The organism is Burkholderia sp. BCC0506, assembly GCF_902833145.1.
Taxonomy (GTDB): Bacteria; Pseudomonadota; Gammaproteobacteria; order Burkholderiales; family Burkholderiaceae; genus Burkholderia.
Map to the genome: position 1 here is coordinate 208,756 of NZ_CADFEN010000002.1, position 22,932 is coordinate 231,687.

Annotated in this window: 13 protein-coding genes; 9 read left to right on the forward strand and 4 right to left on the reverse strand. The window is 65.9% G+C overall.

The features are described from left to right. Positions 1 to 47: 47 nt before the first annotated feature. Entirely contained in the window at positions 48 to 662 is a 615-nt protein-coding gene (locus tag HWX62_RS04995) for a TetR family transcriptional regulator (protein ID WP_175930264.1), read from the reverse strand. A gap of 349 nt (positions 663 to 1,011) precedes the next feature. On the opposite strand from HWX62_RS04995, the gene HWX62_RS05000 reads away from it, so the two are divergent. The 8 genes from HWX62_RS05000 (at position 1,012) to HWX62_RS05035 (ending at position 12,487) form a co-directional block, all read left to right on the forward strand. Next, positions 1,012 to 3,150: a glycoside hydrolase family 3 protein gene (locus tag HWX62_RS05000; protein ID WP_175930435.1), complete on the forward strand. Its 2,139-nt coding sequence runs from the start codon at positions 1,012 to 1,014 to the stop codon at positions 3,148 to 3,150. A 160-nt stretch (positions 3,151 to 3,310) separates the two neighbouring features. Beyond that, on the forward strand, positions 3,311 to 4,558 hold the full coding sequence (locus HWX62_RS05005; protein ID WP_175930263.1) for an MFS transporter: 1,248 nt from the start codon (positions 3,311 to 3,313) through the stop codon (positions 4,556 to 4,558). Between the two features lie 30 nt (positions 4,559 to 4,588). Continuing rightward, positions 4,589 to 6,073 (forward strand): sulfatase-like hydrolase/transferase, encoded by a 1,485-nt coding sequence (locus HWX62_RS05010; protein ID WP_175930262.1) that lies wholly within the window; start codon positions 4,589 to 4,591, stop codon positions 6,071 to 6,073. 114 nt (positions 6,074 to 6,187) lie between these two features. Beyond that, on the forward strand, positions 6,188 to 7,246 hold the full coding sequence (locus tag HWX62_RS05015; protein WP_175930261.1) for a porin: 1,059 nt from the start codon (positions 6,188 to 6,190) through the stop codon (positions 7,244 to 7,246). A gap of 28 nt (positions 7,247 to 7,274) precedes the next feature. After that, on the forward strand, positions 7,275 to 7,697 hold the full coding sequence (locus HWX62_RS05020) for a BON domain-containing protein (RefSeq protein WP_244135968.1): 423 nt from the start codon (positions 7,275 to 7,277) through the stop codon (positions 7,695 to 7,697). 280 nt (positions 7,698 to 7,977) lie between these two features. Continuing rightward, positions 7,978 to 11,130, forward strand: coding sequence for an ATP-binding protein (locus HWX62_RS05025; protein WP_175930260.1), 3,153 nt, complete (start codon positions 7,978 to 7,980; stop codon positions 11,128 to 11,130). A 25-nt stretch (positions 11,131 to 11,155) separates the two neighbouring features. Continuing rightward, positions 11,156 to 11,344, forward strand: a complete 189-nt coding sequence (locus HWX62_RS05030) for a hypothetical protein (RefSeq protein WP_175930259.1) — start codon at positions 11,156 to 11,158, stop codon at positions 11,342 to 11,344. Between the two features lie 483 nt (positions 11,345 to 11,827). Next, the gene (locus tag HWX62_RS05035) at positions 11,828 to 12,487 is read left to right on the forward strand and encodes a response regulator (RefSeq protein ID WP_175930433.1); all 660 of its coding nucleotides are present in this window, start codon (positions 11,828 to 11,830) and stop codon (positions 12,485 to 12,487) included. A gap of 191 nt (positions 12,488 to 12,678) precedes the next feature. Here the strand turns inward: HWX62_RS05035 and HWX62_RS05040 are convergent, their stop codons facing one another. Beyond that, a complete protein-coding gene (locus HWX62_RS05040; protein WP_175930258.1) occupies positions 12,679 to 13,014 on the reverse strand; it encodes a hypothetical protein in 336 nt (111 codons plus the stop codon). Between the two features lie 164 nt (positions 13,015 to 13,178). Here HWX62_RS05040 and HWX62_RS05045 point away from each other — a divergent pair, with 164 nt between their 5' ends. After that, positions 13,179 to 16,199 (forward strand): hybrid sensor histidine kinase/response regulator, encoded by a 3,021-nt coding sequence (locus tag HWX62_RS05045; RefSeq protein ID WP_175930257.1) that lies wholly within the window; start codon positions 13,179 to 13,181, stop codon positions 16,197 to 16,199. Between the two features lie 62 nt (positions 16,200 to 16,261). Here the strand turns inward: HWX62_RS05045 and HWX62_RS05050 are convergent, their stop codons facing one another. Next, positions 16,262 to 19,195 carry a GLUG motif-containing protein gene (locus HWX62_RS05050; protein ID WP_175930256.1) on the reverse strand — a complete coding sequence of 978 codons (2,934 nt, stop codon included), beginning with the start codon at positions 19,193 to 19,195 and terminating at the stop codon, positions 16,262 to 16,264. Positions 19,196 to 19,348: 153 nt separating this feature from the next. Further along, the gene (locus HWX62_RS05055) at positions 19,349 to 22,795 is read right to left on the reverse strand and encodes a GLUG motif-containing protein (protein ID WP_175985097.1); all 3,447 of its coding nucleotides are present in this window, start codon (positions 22,793 to 22,795) and stop codon (positions 19,349 to 19,351) included. Positions 22,796 to 22,932: the final 137 nt, after the last annotated feature.

Sequence of the window (22,932 nt, forward strand, 5' to 3'; positions counted from 1 at the left end):
CGCGCGATCGGCAGCCCCGGCTCGCCTGCGTTCCGTCGACGACCGTTTCAACGGAAGATGAACGCGACGACGGCATCGCAGTGCGCGTCGATCGAGCGTTCGCTGAGTGCGTCGATACCGTGTGCGTAGCGCATTTCCGCCGTCAGCAGATAGGGAACCTGTGCGATCGACGTGATCATGTAGAGCAGCATGACCGGGTCGATGCCGGACAGGCCCTTCATTTTCTCGCTGAGGTAGCGGACCAGCGGCACCGTGCGCGCGTGGCGGCTGCGTACGAAAGTTTCCGCCATCCACTTCAGTCGTTCGGAGTCGCGATTCGCTTCCTGCATCATCAGGCGCGCATGTTCCGGATGGGCCGCGCAGTAGCGGACGTAATTCCGGACATACCGCTTCGCCTCGTCGATCGAAAATCCGCTTGATGCGGGGTCCGGTGTTTCGATGCCCTCCATGAAGCGCTCGAAGAGCTGCGTCACGCTCGCCCGCCACAGGTTTTCCTTGTTCCCGAAGTAGTAGCGAATCATCGCGTGATTGACGCCGGCCGCGTCAGCGATGTCTCGCAGGCTGACCGCATCGAAGCCGCGCGTCGAAAACTGCTCGAGCGCGATAGCCAGGATCTCGGCTCGCGTGAGTTCGCTGCGTTCCTGCTGCGCTTGTCGGACCATCTATGTCGTTTCCATCCTGGCTCAATTGGGAGAATTCTGCCGTGCTTGCCGGTTAGCCGCAACGACGCAGTGCGCGGCGCCGGATGTCGCCCCTAGGGAAAACACCGCCGGTATTTCGCGGTCGTCCATGTTGACACGGCGATGTCCAAAATTATAATTATCCAATCGGATAATTTCAATCGTGCGGATGGCGTTTCTGGTCGGCCGTGTCGGCCATCCGGTCGCACGATGGCGACGTTATCCGTCGGAACGAACGTCGCTGACGAAACGGTATTCGAATAATTCGGACTGCGATATAAAAGAAGACGATAGAGGTATCGAGAAATTGAACACGAACACTGAACCGGCAATGAGCGGAACCGACACGCAGGACGTGTCGGAACGACACGCATCGGACGCGGACGCGCGGGCCCGTGCAACCGAGGCACGGATGACCGACGACGAGCGCTACGGTCTGCTCTACAGCCTGATGGTTCGCGTATTCGGCAGGGGCGAGCGCGAATCGCGGGTGCCGCACGATCTGCCGGTCATCGCAGGCTACGTGCAAGGCGTGCCGCGGCTCGGCGTACCTGCGCTGAAGCTGGCCGATGCGAGCCTGGGCATACGGGACACGGAAACCGGCGATGCGGAGGCGACGGCATTTCCGGCAGGGCTCGCGTTGGGCTCGACGTTCGATCCCGAACTGGCCCGCCGGGTCGGTCACGCGATCGGCCGCGAGGCGCGCTCGCGCGAGTTCAATGTGGCGCTGGGCGGTGGCATCAACCTGATACGCGACGTTCGCAACGGCCGCAATTTCGAATACGTGTCTGAAGATCCGCTGCTGTCCGGCATGGTCGGCGGCGCCGTGGTCGCTGGCATGCAGGCGGAGGGCGTCGTCGCCGTCCTCAAGCATCTTTCGCTGAATGCGACCGAAACGAACAAGTTTTTCCTGAATGCGATCATCGATCCGGACGCGCACCGCGAGAGCGATCTGCTGGCGTTTCAGATCGCGATCGAGCAAGGCCGGCCGGGCGCGTTGATGGGCGCCTACAACCTCGTCAACGGCGCGTACGCGTGCGGCAACGGTCACTTGCTGAACGACGTCGTCAAGGGTGCGATGGGATTCCGCGGCTGGATCATGTCCGACTGGCGGGCGGTCCACGGCTGGGAGTACGCGTTGCACGGGCTCGACCAGCACTCCGGCGCGCAACTCGACGAGCAGGAATGGTTCAATGAGCCGCTCCGGCGCGCGGTTGAAGCGAACCAGGTGCCGAAGGAGCGGATTCGCGACATGGTCGTGCGGATCCTGCGGTCATGCTACGAGGCGGGCATCGACCGGCAAGACACCCCGCCGGAGGTCGACCACGCCGCACATCATGCGCTCGCGCTGCAGGTCGCGCGGCAAGGCGCCGTGCTGCTCAGGAATCGCGACGGCCTGCTGCCGCTGGCGCCCACTGTGCGGCGCATCGTGTTGATCGGCGGATACGGCCAGGCCGGCGTATTGTCCGGTTCGGGATCGAGCCAGGTGAAGCCGCGCGGCGGCTATGGCGCGGTGATTCCGCAGCGCACCCATGCGCTGCTGGGGCCGACCGCGATGCACTTGTACGGCGAGTCGCTGGTGTCGGCGCTGCGCACGCAGTTCCCGGGCGCGACGATCGAATACGACAGCGGTGCTTTCGTTGCCGAGGCCGCAAGACGCGCGGGGGCGGCGGACATCGCGATCGTCAATGCGATACGCCACGAAGGCGAGCGGTTCGACTGCCCGGACATGTCGCTACCCTATGGACAGGATGCGCTGATCGATGCCGTCGCCGCCGCCAATCGAAATACGGTCGTCGTGCTTCAGACCGGCAATCCGGTGGCGATGCCGTGGCGGGACCGCGTCGCCGCGATCCTGCAGGCGTGGTATCCGGGCCAGGCAGGCGCCCAGGCGATCGCGGAGATTCTGGCGGGTACGGTCAATCCGTCGGGGCGTTTGCCCGTCACCTTTCCGGTCGATGTCGAGCAGACACCGCATCCGGTGCTGCCGTGTGCGGACGTCGAACTCGGAACCTTCGTGGACGTGCACTATCGCGAAGGCGCGGAAGTCGGTTACCGGTGGTTCGCGAAACGCGGGACGACGCCGCTGTTCGGTTTCGGATTCGGGCTCGGCTACAGCACGTTTTCGTACGGCGGCCTGGTCGTCGATGCCGGCGAGTCGATTTCGGCGCGGTTCACGGTCACGAACACCGGCGAGCGGGACGGGGACGACATCCCGCAGCTGTACTTGACCGGAGTGGACGACGGCGTGCGAATGCGTTTGCTCGGGTTCCGACGCGTCGCACTCGCGGCAGGCGAATCGACGGATGTGACGATCGAGATCGATCCTCGCTTGCTCGCGCACTTCGACGGCGCGGCCGGCAACTGGCACCTTCGGCGCGGACGCTATCGCCTCGTTCTCGCAAGGGCAGCGACGCTACCCGTGATCGAGGTCGACGTCGAGCTTGCCGAGCGCAGGTTCGGCGCGTGACGGCGGATGGCGAAAGGCACACGCATATCAGTTTTCGAGAGATTCATATCGTTAATTGCGGCTTGACGCTTCCTCCGCTTATCCATAAATTCACCAGTCGGATAAATATCCGCTGCAACTGGCAGGACGACGCCGGGCGACCGGAGATCAGGGAACAACCATGGACGAACTTTCGCTCGCCGTCGCAAGCCGGCGCCCGCACAGATACCTGGGTGTCACGCTCGGCGTGGCATTCATCGGCGTATGGCTCGCGATACTGCCGTATCCGATGGTCATCCTGCCGATGCTGGCCGAGCATATCGCGCCCGCCGAAAAGGCGACCGTGCTCGCCCGAGTGATCGGGATCGGCGCGACGATCGGCCTGTTCGCGCAACCGATATACGGCGTACTGAGCGATCACACGCGTTCGCGGTGGGGGATGCGCAAGCCGTGGATTCTAGGCGGCGCGATCGGCGGCGTAGTGGGGATGGCGGTGCTCGTCGACGCGCAATCGCCGATGCAGCTCGCGCTCGGCTGGGCGATGATGGCGCTCGCGTTCAATGCCACGCTGAGCGGGCTCAATGCGGTGTTGCCGGATCAGGTGCCGGAAAAGCGTCTCGGCTTCTATTCGTCGATCGTCGGCTTCACGCCGCCGATCGGCATCTTGCTGGGAACGTGGATCGTGAAGCGGCTCGCACCGGATCTCGTCTCCGTGGCCGTGGTTCAGGGGGCGGTCACGCTGGCGGCGATCGCGTGCTTCGTCACGTTCGCGGCGGATCGGCAACTCGACGCGGCGCGCGTCCGGCCGCTCGACTGGCGCAAGCTGGCCGGTAGCTTCTGGACCAACCCCGTCAAGCATCCGGACTTCGCGATCGCATGGCTGTCGCGGGCGCTGGTGCTGTTCGGCGTGAGCGCGCTGCAGCACTACCTGTTGTTCTATCTGCGCGACCGAATCGGTTTGTCGCGGCAGGAGACGCCGCACGCGATGTTCGTCTGCATGCTGACCGCGACGGTGGTGATGACCGCGAGTGCGCTGCTGTTCGGGCGAATCTCCGATCGCGTGCAGCGCAGAAAGATCTTCGTCATCGTCGCGGGGCTCGGGCTCGCGAGCGGATTTCCGGTACTGCTCGCGTGCACGACCTTGCCCCAGGTGCTGTACGTCGTCGTGTGGATCGCGTTCGCGCAGGGCGCCTATCTGGCGGTCGACCTCGCATTGCTGACCGAGGTGCTGCCCGATCGCAATGCAGCCGCGAAGGACATGGGCGTCTTTCATCTTGCAAACGTACTGCCGCAGGTGGTGCTTTCGCTGTGTGCAACCTGGCTGGTGTCGCCCGACGGCGCGATTCGCTACGAAAGCCTGTTCGTCGCGGCCGCGTGCACGACCGCGCTCGGCGGCCTCGTCATCACGCTGATCCGGTCGGTACGCTGATTGACGGCCGTCTTTTTCAACGGATATTTCATGACCACGCAACCCAACTTCATCATCATCGTCGCCGATCAGTTGCGCGCCGACTGTGTTCACGCGTTCAACCCGTCGACCCCGGTCCGCACGCCGAACCTCGACCGTCTCGCCCGCAACGGTGTCGCGTTCACGCAGGCGTTCGGGCAGCACAGCGTATGCTCGCCGTCGCGCGTGTCGTTCCTGTCCGGCTGGTATCCGCATGTGGCCGGCCACCGCACGCTCGATTACCTGCTCGGCCCGGAAGAACCCAATTTCCTGCGGACCTTCAAGGAAAACGGCTATCACGTCGCGATGGCGGGCGGCCGCGGCGACTCGTTCGCGGCCGGCGCGACCGAGCGTTCGATGCATGAACATGGCTTCCTGCCGGAGGAGACCCGGCGCAGCGCCGCCGAATTCCTCAGAAGCAAGGCGCAGGGCGACCCCGCCGATCCGATGATTCGCGCGTTCTATCGCGGGCAACGTTCGGCGGAACAGGCGCAGCTCGAGTACGACGAGGTGGTGATCCGGACCGCGGAACACTGGCTGGCCAATCCGCCGGACAAGCCGTGGGTGCTGTATGTGCCGTTGTTCGCGCCGCACCCGCCGTTCGAGGCGGAGGAGCCGTGGTTCTCGATGTACGACCGGGCCGCCGTGGCGGACCGCGTGACCGGGCATGAAGGGCAGCCGGCGTATGTCGACGCGCTGGCGAAAGCGCACGGCTGGGATCGCCTGACCGATGCGCAGTGGCGTGAATTGCGTGCGGTGTATTACGGCATGGTGTCGCGGCTCGACCATCACGTCGGCCGCGTGATGGACGCCGCCGCGCGCGTGACGGATCCCGCGCGGCTCGTGACGACCTTCTTCTCCGACCACGGCGAATACCTGGGCGACTTCGGTCTGGCCGAAAAATGGCCGTCGGGCGTTCACGATTGCCTGCTCAGGAATCCGCTGATCGTATCGGGCGCGTCGACGTCCGCCGTCGCCGGAACCGTGTCCGATGCGATGGTGGAACTGATCGACGTGTTTCCCACGCTGCTCGACATTGCCGGCATCGAACCGTCGCACAACCACTACGGGCGCAGTTTCGCGCCGTGCCTGACGGATGCCGGTGCAACGCATCGGACCTACGCGTTCAGCGAAGGCGGGTTCCTCGTCGGGGAAACGGCGCATTTCGAAAAATCCGGGTTTCCCTACGACATCAAGGCCACGATGCAGGCCGAGCAGCCGGAGTCGGTCGGCAAGGCGGCCGTCGTCCGCACGCACGAATGGACCTATGTGTGGCGCCTGTACGAAAGGCCCGAACTGTACCGACGGACGACCGATCCGAGCGAGACGACCAATCTCGCGGGGCGTGCCGAATACGCTGTAATCGAAGCGCAACTGCGCGACGTCCTGCTGCGGTGGCAGATCGAAACCGCGGACGTGCTGCCGTCGAAGAAGGGAACCCGATTCCCGGCCGTCGATCTGCCGCGCCCCGGCGAGTATCGCGAAAGCGAGGGCTGACCCGAAAGCCGCCGCGAGCGGGCGATTCCATCCGCTCGCGGCGACCGACGTGCGCCGCGAGCGCATCATGTTGACCTTGATAATCAATAGAACTAAGGATATGGAGGGGTGGCAATGAGGAGTTTGATCGCTGCTTCATGCTTCGCGGCATTGGCAACGGGTGTGCATGCACAGTCGAACGTGACGTTGTTCGGCACGCTCGGCGAAGGCGTACGATGGACCGACGGCGTGAAAGGCGGACATCAAATCGGGTTCGACAACAATGCAATCGCGGGCAATACGATCGGCCTGAAAGGCACGGAGGATCTGGGTTCGGGTTTGAAGGCGGTATTCCTGCTCCAGAGCGGGTTTTCACTGGGAACCGGTGCGCTGAAAACGTCGAGCGTGCTGTTCTCGCAGCGCGCATACGTCGGGCTGGAAGGGGGATTCGGTCGCTTGACGCTCGGGCGTCAGTTGAATGCATTCGAGGATGTCGGCACGCAGCTCGATCCCAACGAGGCGAACGGCCCGTCGCTCGCGACCGTGCCCGGCATCGTCTGGGGCGGCAATTTCTTTACGCTGGACGCGCGGTTCAACAACACGATCAAGTACGTCGGGCGCGCGGGCGGGTTCACGCTGCGGGCGAGCTATTCGCCGGGCGGTGTTGCCGGGAATACGCGCGCCGGCACCAATTTCGCGGCGGCGGCCAGCTATCAGTTCAGCACGTTGCTGCTGGCCGGCGCATACCAGAAGACCTACAACGCGGCCGCCACGCAGTGGGCGCAGAGCACGCTCGGCGGGCTGACCTGGCAGTTGGGGCCGACGCGGCTCTATCTCGGCTATAGCGGGCTCGAGGTATCCGCGCCGAACGCGAAGAGCGTGGCACGCCGCGACCATATTCCGTCGACGGGGCTCGTGTACCGGATCACGCCGACGTTGCAGCTCACGGGCGCCGCCTATTACGACATCGCCAGCAATCTGAAGAACGTCGCCGGCGCGGACGGACGGAAGATGACCACCTACGCGATGCTCGAATACTTCCTGTCGAAGCGAACGGAGCTCTATGTCGAATTCGACCGGAACGGCTTCTCGGGCGCCTACAAGAAGGATCCCGCCAACGTGTCCGCATTGAATCTGCGGCCGGACGGTCGCTCGGTGACGGGGGTGTCCGTCGGCGTCATCACGCAGTTCTAGTGCGGGAGCCGCGCGCAGGTCGGCGATCGTGGACGGATGCGCCGACGACGCGGACGAGCGAAATCAACGGAGAACATACATGAAAGGATCGAAGAAGATCGGGGCGAGCATCGCGGCAGCCGCGCTGCTGGCGACGGGGGCTGCCGTACATGCGCAGGAACAGCCGGCCGCGGCGTCCCGGGTGCAAACCGATGCGGCATCGGTACCCGCGCCGGCGGCATCGCAGAGGGCGGCCGACCGGCAATTGCGCAAGCGCGTGGCGCGCGCCCTTGGGCGGGCGAAGGAACTGGATGCGAGCCGGATGATGGTCTTCGCGCGCAATGGCATCGTGACGTTGTCCGGCGACATGACCGACGCGAACCAGATCTCGATGGCCGTTGCCGTGGCTCAATCGGTATCGGGCGTGTCGGCGGTGCGAAACCAGCTCCGCATCGGCATGCGCGAGCGATGACGAAGCGGGGCGCCGGCGACATTGCATGGAGAGGCGTGGGGTGTCCAATGTGGATGGAGAGCGAACCGCCGGCAGGCTGAAACCGCCCCAAACATTCGGTCAAGTTCAAAATCTGGAAAAATACAAATCAGACGTGTACTAAAAAGGTAATTCAAGACTGATTTTTGCGGAGTCGTTTGGCATAGTCGGGACATCTCCATCCGTTCTGACCGATACGCGACGCGCGATCGGGCCGCGATCCAGCCGCTTTTTCGTGCCCGCAGCGCTGTCGCGTCATGCCATGCCGTACAGCACGCTTCAGTCCATTCGCCGTTACCAGAGCATTTCCGTGTTCGGTGGCGGCATCGTCGTGACGATCCTGATCCTGATTGCTTGCGCACTCGGGATCACGTCGATCGTCTACGGCTTTCTGGACGGCGAGCGGCGTAATTTCCTGAACGGCGTCGAGGAGACCGTCGACGAAGTGCAGATCAGCGAGGCGTCGTTCCGCAACGGCGTCACCAACACGCAACTGATCTGGCGCGAACTCGGCGCGGCGCCCGCGGATGTCGTAGCGGAATTCTTCGACAACGGCCAGCAACTCGCGATCAAGCCGTATCCGTCGCTCGTGGTCGGCGTGCCGGGGCAAACCACGCAGCGCGACGAGGTCTCGCGTTATATCGCGCTGTCGTTCATGCTGTCGCGCATTTGCGCGGCGAGCTCGATCAATCGCGGCCGCGCGCTGGAGGGGTACCACTACAGCACGCGCACGGGCCTGTTCGGCATCGTGCCGCACCTGTCGCGCGACAATCCCGCGCTGGCGACGGCCGACGCGCGGGCCCACGTGCTTGCCACGCTCCATATCGATTTCGCCGATGCGTCTCCTGCCGCCGATGGCCGGCCGAACGTGCGCTGGCTCCCGCCCTACGCGAATCCGATCACCGGGCAGATGCGCATCCGGATCGCCGCCGAAGCGCGCGCCGACGGCCAGCCGTTCGCGGTGCTGGTCACCGAATACGCGCCCGAATACCTGCTGTCGTGGCTGCCGGATCGCAGCGTGCCCGGCACCTTCTTCATCACGACCGCCGACAACCAGCTCATCACGATCGACCCCCACGTCGAGCGCAAGGCCGAGTTCGTCCAGCGCTTGAAGACGCTCAACGTGGCGGGCGGCAGTGACGCGACGGGCGCGCCGGAGTTTCGGGATGGCGCGATCGTGTTTCGCGGCCCGTTGGCCCGCACCGGCTGGACCGTCGCATACGTGCTGTCGTGGGGCGACGTGGCAGCCGGCGTCGGCGTGCAGGCGGGTGCGCTCGCGGCGACGACGCTGTTCGCGATTGCGGTGATGTGGCTGCTGCTCGTTCGGTTCCACCGGCGCGTGCTGGTACCGGTCTATGCGCGCTCGGCGCGCGTGTTCGACAGCGAGAACCTGTGTCGCAGCGTGATCGAAATGGCGCCGGTCGGCATCGGCCTGCTGTCGTTGCCCGACGGGCGCCTGATGCTGGCGAGCGATTCGCTCACGCAAATGATCGCGCTGCATGGCGGCGACGAGCGCGCGCTGTTCGCACAGGCGATCGCGAAGTACGACGCGTTCGTCGCGACCGGCGGGGGCGGCATGACGCTGGTCGGCGAGCTCGTTCCCGATGCCGCGAGCACGGCGCCCGTGCATCTGGAGATGGTCGCGCGCAGTGCGCGCTATCAGGGCGAGAACGTGCTGATCGTGGCGATCGTCGACGTGACGGCGAAGCGCCGTCTCGTGCGACAGCTCGAGGAAGCGGTCCAGGCGGCCGATTCGGCCAGCGCGGCGAAGTCGTCGTTTCTCGCCGCGACCAGCCACGAGATCCGCACGCCGCTCAATGTGATCCTCGGCAACCTGGAATTGCTCGAGCGTACCGCGCTCGATACGTCGCAGCAGAGCCGTGTGCGCACCTTGCGCACGTCGGCGCAGGATTTGCTCGCGATCGTCAGCGATATTCTCGATTTCTCGAAGATCGAGGCGGGCGCGATGTCGGTCGAGTCGATCGAATTCGACGTGCTCGACGTGCTCGCGCGCGAACTCGCCGCATTCGCGTCGGTTGCACGAGCCAAGGGCGTGCCGCTGTTCGAGGAGATCGATGCGAGCAGTACGCAGCGGATGCGCGGCGATCCGACGCGGTTCGCGCAGATCGTCGGCAATCTCCTCAGCAACGCAATCAAGTTTACGAGCGAAGGGCGTATCGTCGCGCGCGTGTCGGTTCATGCCGATGCGGCCGGTGTGCCCGAACTCGCGATCGGCATCGAGGATACCGGCATCGGCATCGATGCCGAGCATCGGGCCAGGCTGTTCAAGCCGTTCTCGCAGGTCGATGCGTCGATCACGCGGCGGTACGGCGGGACGGGGCTCGGGTTGGCGCTGTGCGACCGACTGGCCCGCGCGATGGGCGGCACGATCTCGGTCGACAGTACGCCGGGCGTGGGCAGTTGCTTTACGGTCCGGCTGCCGCTCGGCATGCCGATCGCGATCGAGCGTGCATGCAGGCAGTTCGACGGCAGGACGCTGGTGGTCGTGTCGCCCGAGGACGCGTGGCGCACCTTCGCGTATCCGCATCTGCGCGCATGGGGTTTCGATGTCGCGATGCATGCGAGTCCGATCGGAATCGCCGCCAGCTGTCTCGCGCGTGCGCATGCCGTCGTGCTGTTCGGCGAGTCCGATCAGTGGCGACGCGAGGAACTCGACAGCCTGTCCGGACGTCGGCCCGTCGTGCTGGCTACGCCGGACGGCCCGCCGGAACCAGAGGTCGCAGGGCGCACCGTTCGCGTGTCGAGTTATTCGATCAGCGGCTTGCGTGCGGCGCTCGTGCAGGCGGGCTCGGTCGCCGTCGACCCGGACGAGCCGCGTCACGGCGAAGGCGTGCCGATGCCGGCGATGGCGCGGGCTGGCGCCGTGCGCGCGCTCCGTGTACTGGTGGCCGACGATGCGGCCGTCAACGGGTCGATTTTCCGCGAGCAACTGGAGGCACTGGGGTGTGAGGTCGGCAGCACGATGTCCGGCGCCGCGGCGCTCGACATGCTTTCGGTCGACGTGTGGGACGTGCTGCTGCTGGGCGCGGATCTGCGCGACATGCGCGCGGTCGACCTGGCCGCCGCCGTTTGCGAGCGTGCGCTGACATGCGACATGATCGTCGTGGCATCGCATCTGGTGCCGGACGATGCGCGCCGCTATGCGTCCGCGAACGTCGAGTGCGTGTTGACCAAGCCGGTCACCCTGGCCGACCTGCGCGGTGCGCTGGAGCGCCTGTCGCGGCGGGGCGGGGTGCGGTGGCCGGCCGGTGCGCGGGGAGCGCGGGACGGGGTTCGGGCAATGGGCCGCCTGAAGCCTGAAAGTGGAATGGCGCGGGGAGGAGGAAGCCACGCGTGTGTACGACGAGGAAGGCAGATGGTCGGCATCGCTCCGACGCCGAACGATATCGAATGAAAACAAGGAGATGGCCGTGCGCCACATGAAAAAGGTGTTCGGGTTGCTGGTCGGATTCGCGACGCTGCCGGAGAAGTCCAGACGGGACTTTCTGACGAAGCTGAACGACTTCATCATGATGTCGCCGTCGCAAAAGCGCCGGGCCGTCACCGAGTGGCAGCAAACGTTGGACGATGCGTTGAGCGAACTGGAAGAGCGCGCGAGCAAACGTTAGCGGCCGAGTCCGGTCGTACGGCTAGGGATGGGTGGCGACGCGCGCGGCGTCGATCGGAGACGCGTGGGCGCTCGATCACCCGACTGTCGCGACAGGCAGCGATGCGGTGGGGGCGGTCCGCGGCTTCGATGGTGCACGTCGCGCGCGCGTGTCGTCACGACGGGATGCCGGCGCGATGCGGGCTCCGGCGACCGTCTCGGCACGACGTGTGATCCCGTGCGGGGTGCGTACGCCGTCATGTGCCCGCAGCACGATCACGTTGATCGACGAACGTGTCGCCTGGCGTGCAGCGCGTGTCGTCATGCACGAGCCAGGCGGCATGACGCACCGCCGGTGGTACACCGGCGCACCGCGAAACAGCCATTTATCTTAAAATTGGATGCGCGTTGCCCTGTCGCTGACTCGACGATGGACTCGGACCATGAGGTTTCGCGGTGCGTCGCAGCATACGGTACGTCAGGCCATATGGATCGGGGAGAAAAGATGGATGAATTTTTTGTGCGAGTGATGGTGGCGGACGATCATCCGTCGTCCGCACTCGGGATGGCGCAGGCGCTCGAGGGCAGCAGCACGATCCGGCTGGTTGGATCGGTTTCGAATTCGACCGATCTGGTCGCCATGCTGGACGAACGGCCGAGCGACGTGCTGGTGGTCGACTACGTGATGCCGGGCGGGAAATACGGCGACGGGTTGGCGCTGCTGTCGTTCCTGCAGCGTCGCTACCCTGCGCTGCGCCTCGTCACGATCACGATGATCGACAATCCGAGTGTGTTGCACGCGATCCAGAAGCAGGGCGTGGCCTGCATCCTGAGCAAGTCGGATGCCATTTCGCATCTGGTGGGCGCGGTTCACGCGGCCTATGTCGGGGCCAACTATCTGTCGCCGTTCATCAAGCAACTGCTCGAGGGCAGCGAATCGTCACCGAATCAGCGGCCGTTGACCGTTCGCGAGATCGAGGTCGTGCGGCTCTATGGCGCCGGCTACACGGTAGGCGAGATCGCGACGCAACTGCATCGCAGCAAACAAACCATCAGTTCGCAGAAGTCGAGTGCGATGAAGAAGCTTGGCATCATCCGCGATGCCGATCTGATCCGCTATGCGAGCGAGGGGGCCCTTCCCGAAGAATCGGGAAGTACCGAATAGCAGGCGAGAAAGGCGTGTCATATCGATGACCGGTCAATACCGAGCCGACACGATCGGACGGGGTGAAATCCGGCAGCGAAATAGAGGCGAGTGTGGCACCCATCGGCCCGTTGTATTTTGTCCTGTCGGCGATGTTTTACATTTGATCCCGCTAGCGTGGGCCGGATTGTGCCGATCCTCGGGCATGCGCGCTATCCGGCGTCATTTTGATTCTCGTCGCTTCGTATTTCGTTTTCCTGCAGTCCGTTTTCCGGCGTGAGCGGTGCGGGGCCGTCGATGCACCGCCGCATCTTGAGCAGGGAGTGGCGACCGAACGCAAGATTTTTGCCGCTTCGACGCCGCAAGGGAATGGGACATGCACGAATCTTCGTTTTAAAAATCTCGTACACGACATATCGGCGGCCCGTCTTCAACGCGTCCCGACGACGGTCGAGCCGCGCGCGTGGCGCCGGGTCGAGATGGGGGGCAGGAAATCGAACTGATTTAGAATGGCCCCGTTTGTCGCGGCATGGGGTACTGGTCGGCACGACCTGGCTCCGCACGCGACGTGTCCTGACCGATCTGATGGCTTCGACGGAAGCGACGTGACGGAAGCGTTCCGGGGCGGGGTGGTGAAATCGCCGCGGGATGCGGTCGGATCACCCCACGGGCTGAGTTGTCGTCGTCTCCTTCGGGCTCGAATACCGCGCGTATGCCAACCCAACTCAAAGCGCTGTTCGCGCACGATGCGACGCCCGGTCGCAAGCCTTACGATCCGCGCCGGGCTCGGCGTCATCAACAGTTCCTGCTCTACGGCGGCGGGCTGGCGATCACCCTGTTCATCCTGATCTGCGCGACGCTCGCCGTGCGGCTCGAGGTACTCGACTACCTCACGCAGACGCGCAGCACGTTTCTGCGGCACAGTGCGCGGCTGAACGCGGAGCTCTTGCTCCGCAAGGACGTGCTGATTCAGAACGCCAACCGCGCGCAAGGCCAGTGGCGGCTCGGCGAGCAGGCGTCCGATCGCGAACTGGCGGAGTTCGCCGCCGGTCACGGCAGGATCGTGCGAAAGCGTTTCGGCGAACTGGCGTTCGTCGGGCTGGGCGACGTCGACGCGGAACATCCGGCCAGCACCTATTCGCGCTACCTTGCGTCGATTCTCCGGCAGTTCGAACTCATGTCGACGCAGCCGACCGACTACGGCGGGCGTTCCGGCTACCTGATCGGCGTGGATCAGGCGTTCCTCGGCGTGTATTCGCCGGCGCTGGGTGCCCGGGCGCTGGCGTTGCCGCCCGGCACCGCGGTGCACGCGCTGATCCGGCAGTTGATGCCGTCGACGCGATTCGATGCGCCGGGCACGAATGCCGTCGAGATCGAGCGGCGCTTCGATCCGCTGCTCGGGCACGCGGTATTGCGATTTGCCAAGCTTTTGCGCGATGGCGATGGTCGGCCGTTCGCGTGGCTCGTCGTGAACAGCCCCGTGGAGATCGACCGCATTGCCGCGCTGCGGCCCGGAGAGCCGGCGCTCGGGCTGATCGACCGCGATGCGAATCTGCTCGCGGGCGCGCGGCCTGACAGTGCGATGGTCGCGCGCGCGCTCGGCGATCTGGGCGCCGATCCGGATCACGAAATCGCGCATCGCGTCGGTTCGCGCTTCATCGTCAGCGATCGTTTGCCGGACTTCGATCTGATCCTGGTGATGACCTTTTCGTGGCGCAGCGTCGTCGCCGCCATCGCGACGCCGGCGGGCTTCACGATCGGCATTGCGCTGCTGGCCATCGCGTCGATGTGGCTCGCGATCGTCATGTTCGATCGACGCGCGTTGCAGCCGGCCAACCGGCGAGCCGTCCGGCTGATCGAAAGCGACGCGCTGAACCGCACGCTGATCCGCACCGCACCCGCCGGACTCGTGCTGCTGTCGGCCGCCGACGGCGACGCGCTGGTCCGCAACGACGCGATGCTCGCCTACGAGCGGGCGGCATCGAGCCCGCCGCTCGGCAAGCGCATCTGGGAAACGTGGCGCGGCTGCGTGCGCGATGCCGGCGCGCGGCGCGCGGTGACGCAGTTCGAGCTGAGCCTCGACGCCGAATCGGAAGAGCCGAATTACGTGGCCGTGAGCGTCGTGCGCAGCAAATATCGCGGTGTCGACGCGCTGCTTTGCACGTTGATCGACATCACGCAGCGCAAGCAGACGGAACAGAAGCTAAGGGAAGCCCGTCAGGCGGCCGACGATGCGAACAAGGCGAAGTCGACGTTCCTCGCGACGATGAGCCATGAAATCCGCACGCCGCTGAACGCGATCATCGGCAACCTCGAGCTGATGGAGCGCGCGCCGCTGCCGCCTACCGAGGAGCGGCGCCTCGGGACGATCATGTCGGCGTCGGATTCGCTGCTGCGTGTCATCAACGACGTGCTCGATCTATCGAAGGCCGAGTCCAACCAGATCGTGCTCGAGCACGTTCCATTCGATTTGCGGGGCCTGTTGCGCGACGTCGCCGAGATCTTCGGTCCCGTCGCGAAGGCGAAGGGGCTCGCGATCGAATGCTGGATCGAGCCGGAACTGGCGGACGGCTATGTCGGCGATCCGGTTCGCATGCGTCAACTGGTGTGGAACCTGGTCAGCAATGCGCTCAAGTTTACGGAACACGGGCACGTGACGATCCAAGCGCGGCCCGGTCATGGCGACGAGCCGACGCGGGGCGTCGAGATCGGCGTGTGCGACACCGGCATGGGCATTCCGGAGGACAGCCTGCCGACGCTGTTCGACATCTATATCCAGGCGGATGCGTCGATTTACCGGCGCTTCGGCGGCACCGGGCTCGGGCTGCCGCTGTGCCGCCGCATCGTCGAATTGATGCACGGAACGTTGTCCGTCGAGAGCCGGCTCGGAGCAGGCTCCACGTTCACGGCCGCGCTGCCGTTGCGCGAGGCCCCGGCGCAGTGGCAGGCGGCGGACGCCGTGGCGCACGTCGCGCCGAGCCTCCCGCCGGTCGCGGCGCCAGCGGCCGACGACGCGCCGTTGCGCGTGCTCGTGGCCGAGGATCATCCGGCGAGCCGGGCGTTGTTGCGGGATCAGCTCGACGCGCTCGGTCACGACGCGACGATCGTGACGAACGGCAAGGAAGCGATGCGCACGTACTTCTCGCAGCCGTTCGACATCGTGTTGACCGATCTCGGCATGCCGGAGCTGGACGGGTTCGCCCTCGCGAATTTCCTGCGCGAGCAGCGGTCGGTCGTGCCGGTCGTGGCGATGACCGCGCATGCCACCGAGGACGACTACCGGCGCTGCGACAGCGTCGGCGTGGTGGAAGTCGTGTTGAAGCCGCTATCGATCGACATGCTCGACGCGGTGCTGCGGCGGCATGGCGGGCGGGTATCGAAGGCGTCGGACGCACCCGCGCATCACGAGCGTGCCGGTGCGCTGGCAGGTGTGACGGACGAGATTCGCGAGACGCTGCGGGTCGCGACACTCGAGTCGCTGGCGGCGCTCGATGCTGCATTGATGCATCGCGATCTCGACCGGATCAAGGTCGAACTTCATTCGATGCGAGGGGGGTTTGCGCTCGCGGGAGAGGCGGCGGGACGGGATACGTGTGCGCAGGCCGAGCGGATGCTGGCCGACGGCGGTGTCGATGGCCTGGCAGTCGGCTGGCAGGCCCTGCGCGCATCGATCGAAGCCGCGCTCGAACGCGTGTGCGGTGGCGCGCCAGATGGATCGCGCGACCGCGCCTGACGGGCCGCGGTCGCGCGATCGTTCGAAACCGGCCGGCAGCGCGCCGGCCGGCTACGCCGACGTTACCTCACGGGGCCGTAGACGAACTTGCCGTCGACCTTCCCGAGGTTCAGGCCGATCGTGTTGACATCGCGCGCGGGGCCGAAGGTCGAACTCGAGTCGATGCTGCCATAGTTGAGCGCGACCAGGCCGCCCTGGAACGCGGTGCTCTGCCACTGCGGCAGGTTCAGCTTCGAGCCTGAACGGGATGAACGAATCGTGCCCGAGTTCTGCGCGACGAGGCCGCCGAGATCCGATCCCTCACCGCCGATCGTACCGGTCGACGTCGAATCGGCGATCAGTGCGCCAGCATCGTTGACGCCGACGAGGCCACCCACCTGCGAACGCTGCGCGGTGACGTTACCCGTTGCCGACGCGTGACGAACGATGGCGTTGCCGCCGCGATTCGTGCCGATCAGGCCGCCGGCCAGACTGTTGGCGCCGGCGAGCACGTTGACGCTTGCCTTCGCGGTGTCGATCGTGCCGGTGTTCACGCCGACGAGGCCGCCCGCCTGGCTCTTGCTGCCGGCATTCACCGCACCGGTTGCGCTTGCGTTGCCGATGAAGCCGCCATTGACGCCCGCGAGACCGCCGATCTGGTTGCTCGTCGTATCGGTCACGATGCTCTTCGATGCGACGTCGTTCAGCTTGCCGTCGGTGTTGCCGGCGAAGCCGCCGATCGATGCCGCGCCGCTTGCGTTCACCTTGCCCGATGCACTGGCGTGCTCGATCGACGCGCCGTTATGGTTCCAGCCGACGAATCCGCCGACGTGGCTGCTCTTGCCGGCCGTCACGTCGACCGTTGCCACCGCGCGGCGGATCGTGCCGCCGTCGTTGTGGCCGACGAGGCCGCCGACGTTCGCGTGGTTGCCTGCCGTGACGCGGCCGCCGGCCGAAACGTCGGAGAGCGTGCCCGTATTGGTGCCGACGAGGCCGCCCACGCTCTGCACGTTCGCGTACAGGCCCGGATAGCTCGACCCTGCGACCATGACGTCGGCGCTAGCGTGGCTGTCCGCGATCGAACCGGACATGTTGTAGCCGACCAGCCCGCCCACCGAGAACGTGTTGGCGCTGCCCGCGATCTTGCCGGCGAACCGCGCGCGGTCGATCTGGCCGGCGACATTCCGGCCGACGAGCCCCCCGATCATCGTCCATCCCGTCTTGCCGGTATAAGCGACCGCCGTGTTCGTCGCAGAGACGTTCGACAGGCGGCCGCCGAAGTTGTCGCCGACGAGACCGCCGATGGCCGCGTTGCCGTTCGAGTTGTCACCGGTGACGGCAACGGAGTCGAGCGCCAGGTTCGCGATGCGACCGCTGTTCTTCGCGAACAGGCCGACTGCGTATTGGCCCGGATTGGCAACGTTCAGGCGGCTGACGGTGTTGCCGAGGCCGTCGAAATCGCCGGTGAACGCACTGTTGGCACCGATGCTGCGGAAGTTCGCGCCGCGGCCGTCGATCGCGTTGCCGACCACGTAGCGGCCGTTCAGGTCGTTGTCCACGCGACGCAGATCGTCGACGGTGTGCAGGACCTTATAGTCGTGGCCATTCGAGCGGAACGATGCGTTGTCGCCCGACAGCGTGACGGCCTTGCCGGACGCGAGCGTATGGCCGTTCCTCGCGTTCAGCCCGAGGTGTGCCGCGCGACCGGTGAGGCTGACCGCATCGTTGACGTGGATCGTATCGGCGGCATCGACACGCAGGCTCGCGTGTTCGCCGGTGGCGGACACGGTGCGTTGCAGGTCGACATTGCCTTGCTGCGAAGCCAGCGTCAGTGCGTTGTCGCTGTTCCACGCGAGCGGGCCGTCGACGCTCAGGTCGCCTTGCGTATTGGTCAGTGCGACGTTGGTGGTGCCGAGGTTGCGCGACAGCGTGTCCGCCGCGATCGAGCGATCACCGCCGTTCGTGCCGTTCACGCCCGCGTTGGCCGCTTCGATCGACCACGTGCCGGCGGTGTTGCCTGCACGCGTGTCGACGTTCGTATCGGCGGCGACGTTCACGCGCTGGCCGCGCGTGACGACCGAACCGGTCTGCGCGCCACTGGCGTCGAGCGTGCCACCGACGTTGACGGTGTCGCCGTCGAGCGAGATCTTGCCGCCGCGGCTCGCAAGCCCCTTCGCCTCGATCGTGCCGCTGTTGTTGACCACGGCGTTGAGCAGGTTGCCCGCCGCGCGTGCGGTCATCAGCACTTCGCCGCCGTCGGCCTTGAGCATCCCGCCGTTGGTCGCTTGCGCATCGACCGCACCGCCTTCGACCTGAAGACTGAGCAAATCGTTGCCGTCGAAGTTGACCTTGAACGCATTGCCTGCGCCGAGCGCGACGCGGCCCATCTTCGCCTGAATCACGCCGTTGTTCGACACGCGCGCGCCGAGCAGCGCGACGCTGCCGCCGTCGGCCGCGGTGATCTTGCCGTCGTTGACGATCGATGCGGCGGAGTGACCGGCGAAGCGATAGTTGCCGGCGAGGAAGTCGGCGTCGGAAATGGCTTGAGTCGACGCGACGAGACCACCGACGTTGACCTGCGCGCCGGAGCCGAACACCATGCCGTTCGGGTTGACGAGGAAGACCTTGCCGTTGGCGTCGATGCTGCCGTGGATCTGGCTGCCGTTGTTGCCGATGACGCGGTTCAGCGCGATGGACTGGCTGCCGGGTTGATGGAACGACACGCGTTCGCCGCCTGCGACGTCGAACGACTGCCAGTTGGTGACGAGTTTGTCGGTGTGCTGGTTGACGGACATCGACTTGCCGTCGACGTCGCGCAGGATATCGGCCTTGCCGGCGGTGATGGCTTCGCCGGTGGGCAGTGCGAAGGCGGGCAGCGCGGCGAGGCCGAGCAGGGAGACGGCAGCGGCGGCGAGGCGCTTGCCGCCGGCGGACTTGCCGTGCCGGCGCGCGGTTTCCCCGACAGCGCTCCAGCAACCCTGGGCCTGGTTCCATACGAGTGCGTAGGTCTTGTTCATATCTTCCTTCTCGCTGAAGAAGTAGCAGCCGGCAGAGCGGATTGACCGGTCGACCGGCGATGGGGCCAGCGGCCGGACGGCCGCCGGCCGGGATTCGCCACGGCCTCCGACCATGCCGGTGCGGACATGGCCGGAGGCACGAGCGCTGGAGCGTTAGTTCATCGCCAAGCCGTAGTTGACGCCGATGAGCGGACCGGAGGTCTGCCCATAGCCAGCCACGGTTTCGACGCGGCTCGTGGTCGACGAACCGGCGATGGAGATCCAGCCGAAGTTGCCGCCGATCAGCCCGCCGAGGACGGCGTAGCGTCCGCCGGAAACCGTGCCGCTCGAGGACGACGCCAAGATGTTGCCGCCGTTGAAGCCGACGAGGCCACCGACGAAGCTGCCATTGCCGCCCTTGACGGACCCGGTGGCCCGGGACTGTTTGACCGAGCCGATCAGTTCGCCGACGAGGCCGCCGACCCGGCTGTCCGCGCCGGCCTCGACATTGCCCGATGCGATCGACGCGTCGATCGTGCCGCTCTTCTTTCCTCCGACCAGGCCACCTACTCCGACCAGGCCACCCGCGACGGAATTGTTGCCGGCCTTGACTGCACCGCTTGCCTGCGCGCCGACAATCTGTCCGGTATTTTGGCCGACCAGGCCGCCGATCGAACCCTTGACACCGGCCAGCACGTTGCCGCTGGCAGTTGCCTGTCGGAGGGCGCCGCTGTTGGTTCCGACAAAACCGCCCGCCTTGCTGGTGGAGCCGACCGTCACGTTGCCCGATGCCTCGGACGCGTTGATATCGCCGGTATTCACGCCCGCGAAACCGCCGGCCGAACTCCCGTTGCCGGTATTCACGTCCCCGAAGGCGTTCGATGCTTCGATGCGGCTGCTGTTCGTTCCCGCGAAGCCGCCAGCCACGCTGTCGATGCCGGCCATCACGCTGCCTTCGGCCCGCGACGTTTCGATGAACCCGTCGTTGAGACCCGCAAAGCCGCCGACCGTCGATTTGCCCGCAACCTTGACGTTGCCGTGCGCGACCGAGGCATGAATGGCGCTATCTTTGGCGGCACGGCCAACAAAACCGCCTGTCCAGCTGTTCGCGCCGCCGAACACGTTGCCTGTCGCAGTCGACCCGTCGATGCCGCCGGCGTTGAAGCCGATGAAGCCGCCGGCGCTGCCGTCGTTGCCGATCGTTACGTTGCCGTGTGCCTGCGATGCGCTGATGTGGCCGTAGCTCGAGGAGGCGAAACCGCCCACCGTGCCGCCCCGTCCACCCACGACGTCGCCGTCGGCCGTCGATGCGTCGATCGTGCCGCTGTTGCCGCTGACCAGTCCACCGGCCAAGCTGTAATCGCCCACGGTGACTTTTCCGCTCGCGCGCGACGCCGAGAGGGTGCCTGCATTGTGGCCTGCCAGGCCGCCCGCCACCGCTTTCAGGCCAGCCGTGACGGTCGTCGTCGACGCGGAGGAGTCGATGGCGCCATAGTTCACGCCGACGAAACCACCGAGCAATCCTCCTGTATTCGTCGTGGCGATGCTACCGGCGCTCGACGACGTTTCGATGCGGCCATCGTTATGGCCAGCGAAGCCGCCCGCCTGGACGAAGGAGCCAGTCGTGACCTGAACATTGGCGTGACTGTTGCGGATCGTTGCTGCCGTCACCGAGCCCGGCTTCGCGAGGTTGGCCCCGACAAGGCCGCCGATCACATACGAATCGCGGTCGCCCTGGACACGCCCGGTCACGGTCGCGCGATCGATCGTGCCGTAGTTGTAGCCGACCAGACCGCCGGCGTTGGCGGGTCCTTTGATCGTGACGGCGACATCCTTGGCCGCCACGTTGGAGAGCGTGCCGAAGTTGTCGCCGGCAAGCGCGCCGGCCGCGGTCGACGTGCTGTTGGGCAGACCGGTGGCGTTCACCGTGATGTTTCGCAGGCCGAGGTTCGAGATCCGCCCGGTATTGGTGGCGAACAGGCCGACGGCGCGCTGGCCCGTGTTGGAAACGTTCAGGCGGCTGACGGTGTTGCCGAGGCCATCGAATACGCCGGAGAACGCTGCGTCGCCGCCGATGCTACGGAAGCCCGCGTTCGCGCCGTCGATGGCGTTACCGACCACGTAGCGGCCGTTCAGGTTGGCGTCGACGTTGCGCAGGTCCGCAACCGTGTGCAGCACCTTGTAGCCTTCGCCGTTCGAACTGAACGATGCGTTGGTGCCGGACAGCGTGACGACGGCGTTGTCATTCGTGAAGTCGTGGCCATTCTTCGCATTCAGTTCGAGGTGCGCGTTTTGGCCGGTCAGCTTCACCGCGTCGTTCACGTGAATCTTGTTCGCAGCGTTGACCGCCACGCTGGCGTTCGTACCCGTTGCCGACAGTTCGCGTTGCAGATCGACGTGGCCCTTCTGCGAGGTCAGCGTCAGCGCGTTGTCGCTCGTCCACGACACCGGGCCGCCAACCGTGAGATCGCCTTGCGTGTTCGTCAGTGCGACGTTGGTGGCGCCGAGGTTGCGCGACAGCGTGTCTGCATCGATCGAGCGAGCGCCACCGGTCGTGTCGTTCACGCCTGCGTTCGCCGCTTCGATCGTCCACGTGCCTGCCGTGTTGCCGGCGCGCGTATCGACCTGTGCGTCGTTTGCGACATCGACGTGATCACCACGCGTCGTGACCGAACCCACCTGCGCGTTGGCTTCGGCAGCCGACGTGTCGAGGTTGCCCGCGACGTTAACCGCGCCGCCGTCGAGCGTGATCTTGCCGCCGCGACTGGCGAGCCCTTTCGCTTCGATCGTGCCGGTGTTGTTGACCACGGCATTGAGCAGATTGCCCGCCGCGCGTGCGGTCATCAGCACTTCGCCGCCGTCGGCCTTCAACAAACCGCCGTTGGTGGCCTGCGCGTCAACCGCGCCGCCTTCGACCTGCAGGCTGAGCAGGTCGCTGCCGTCGAAGTTGACCTTGAAGGCATTGCCTGCGCCGAGCGCGACGCGGCCCATCTTGGCCTGGATCACGCCGTTGTTCGACACGCGTGCGCCGAGCAGCGCGACGCTGCCGCCGTCGGCCGCGGTGATCTTGCCGTCGTTGACGATCGATGCGGCGGATGTACCGGCAAAGCGATAGTTGCCGGCGAGGAAGTCGGCGTCGGAAATCGCTTGAGTCGACGCGACGAGACCACCGACGTTGACCTGCGCGCCGGAGCCGAACACCATGCCGTTCGGGTTGACGAGGAACACCTTGCCGTTGGCGTCGATGCTGCCGTGGATCTGGCTGCCGTTGTTGCCGATCACGCGGTTCAGCGCGATGGACTGGCTGCCGGGCTGGAGGAAGGCGACACGTTCGCCGCCGGCAACGTCGAAGGACTGCCAGTTGGTGACGAGCTTGTCGGAATGCTGATTGACGGACATCGACTTGCCGTCGGCGTCGCGCACGATGTCGGCCTTGCCGGCGGTGATGGCTTCGCCGGTGGGCAATGCGAAAGCGGGCAGGGCGGCGAGGCCGAGCAGGGAGACGGCAGCGGCGGCGAGGCGCTTGCCGCCGGCGGACTTGCCGTGCCGGCGCGCGGTTTCCCCGACGGCGCTCCAGCAACCCTGGGCCTGGTTCCACACGAGTGCGTAAGTCTTGTTCATTGTTATGCGATCCTCATGGAAGGTTCAAGGACCGGTCGACCGTATCGTCGATCGGCCGGTGACACGGAACCGGCGGCCCGTCGGCCGCCGGCCGGGCGTGGTCAGGCGCCCGCGATGCGAACCCGGCTAACCGTCAC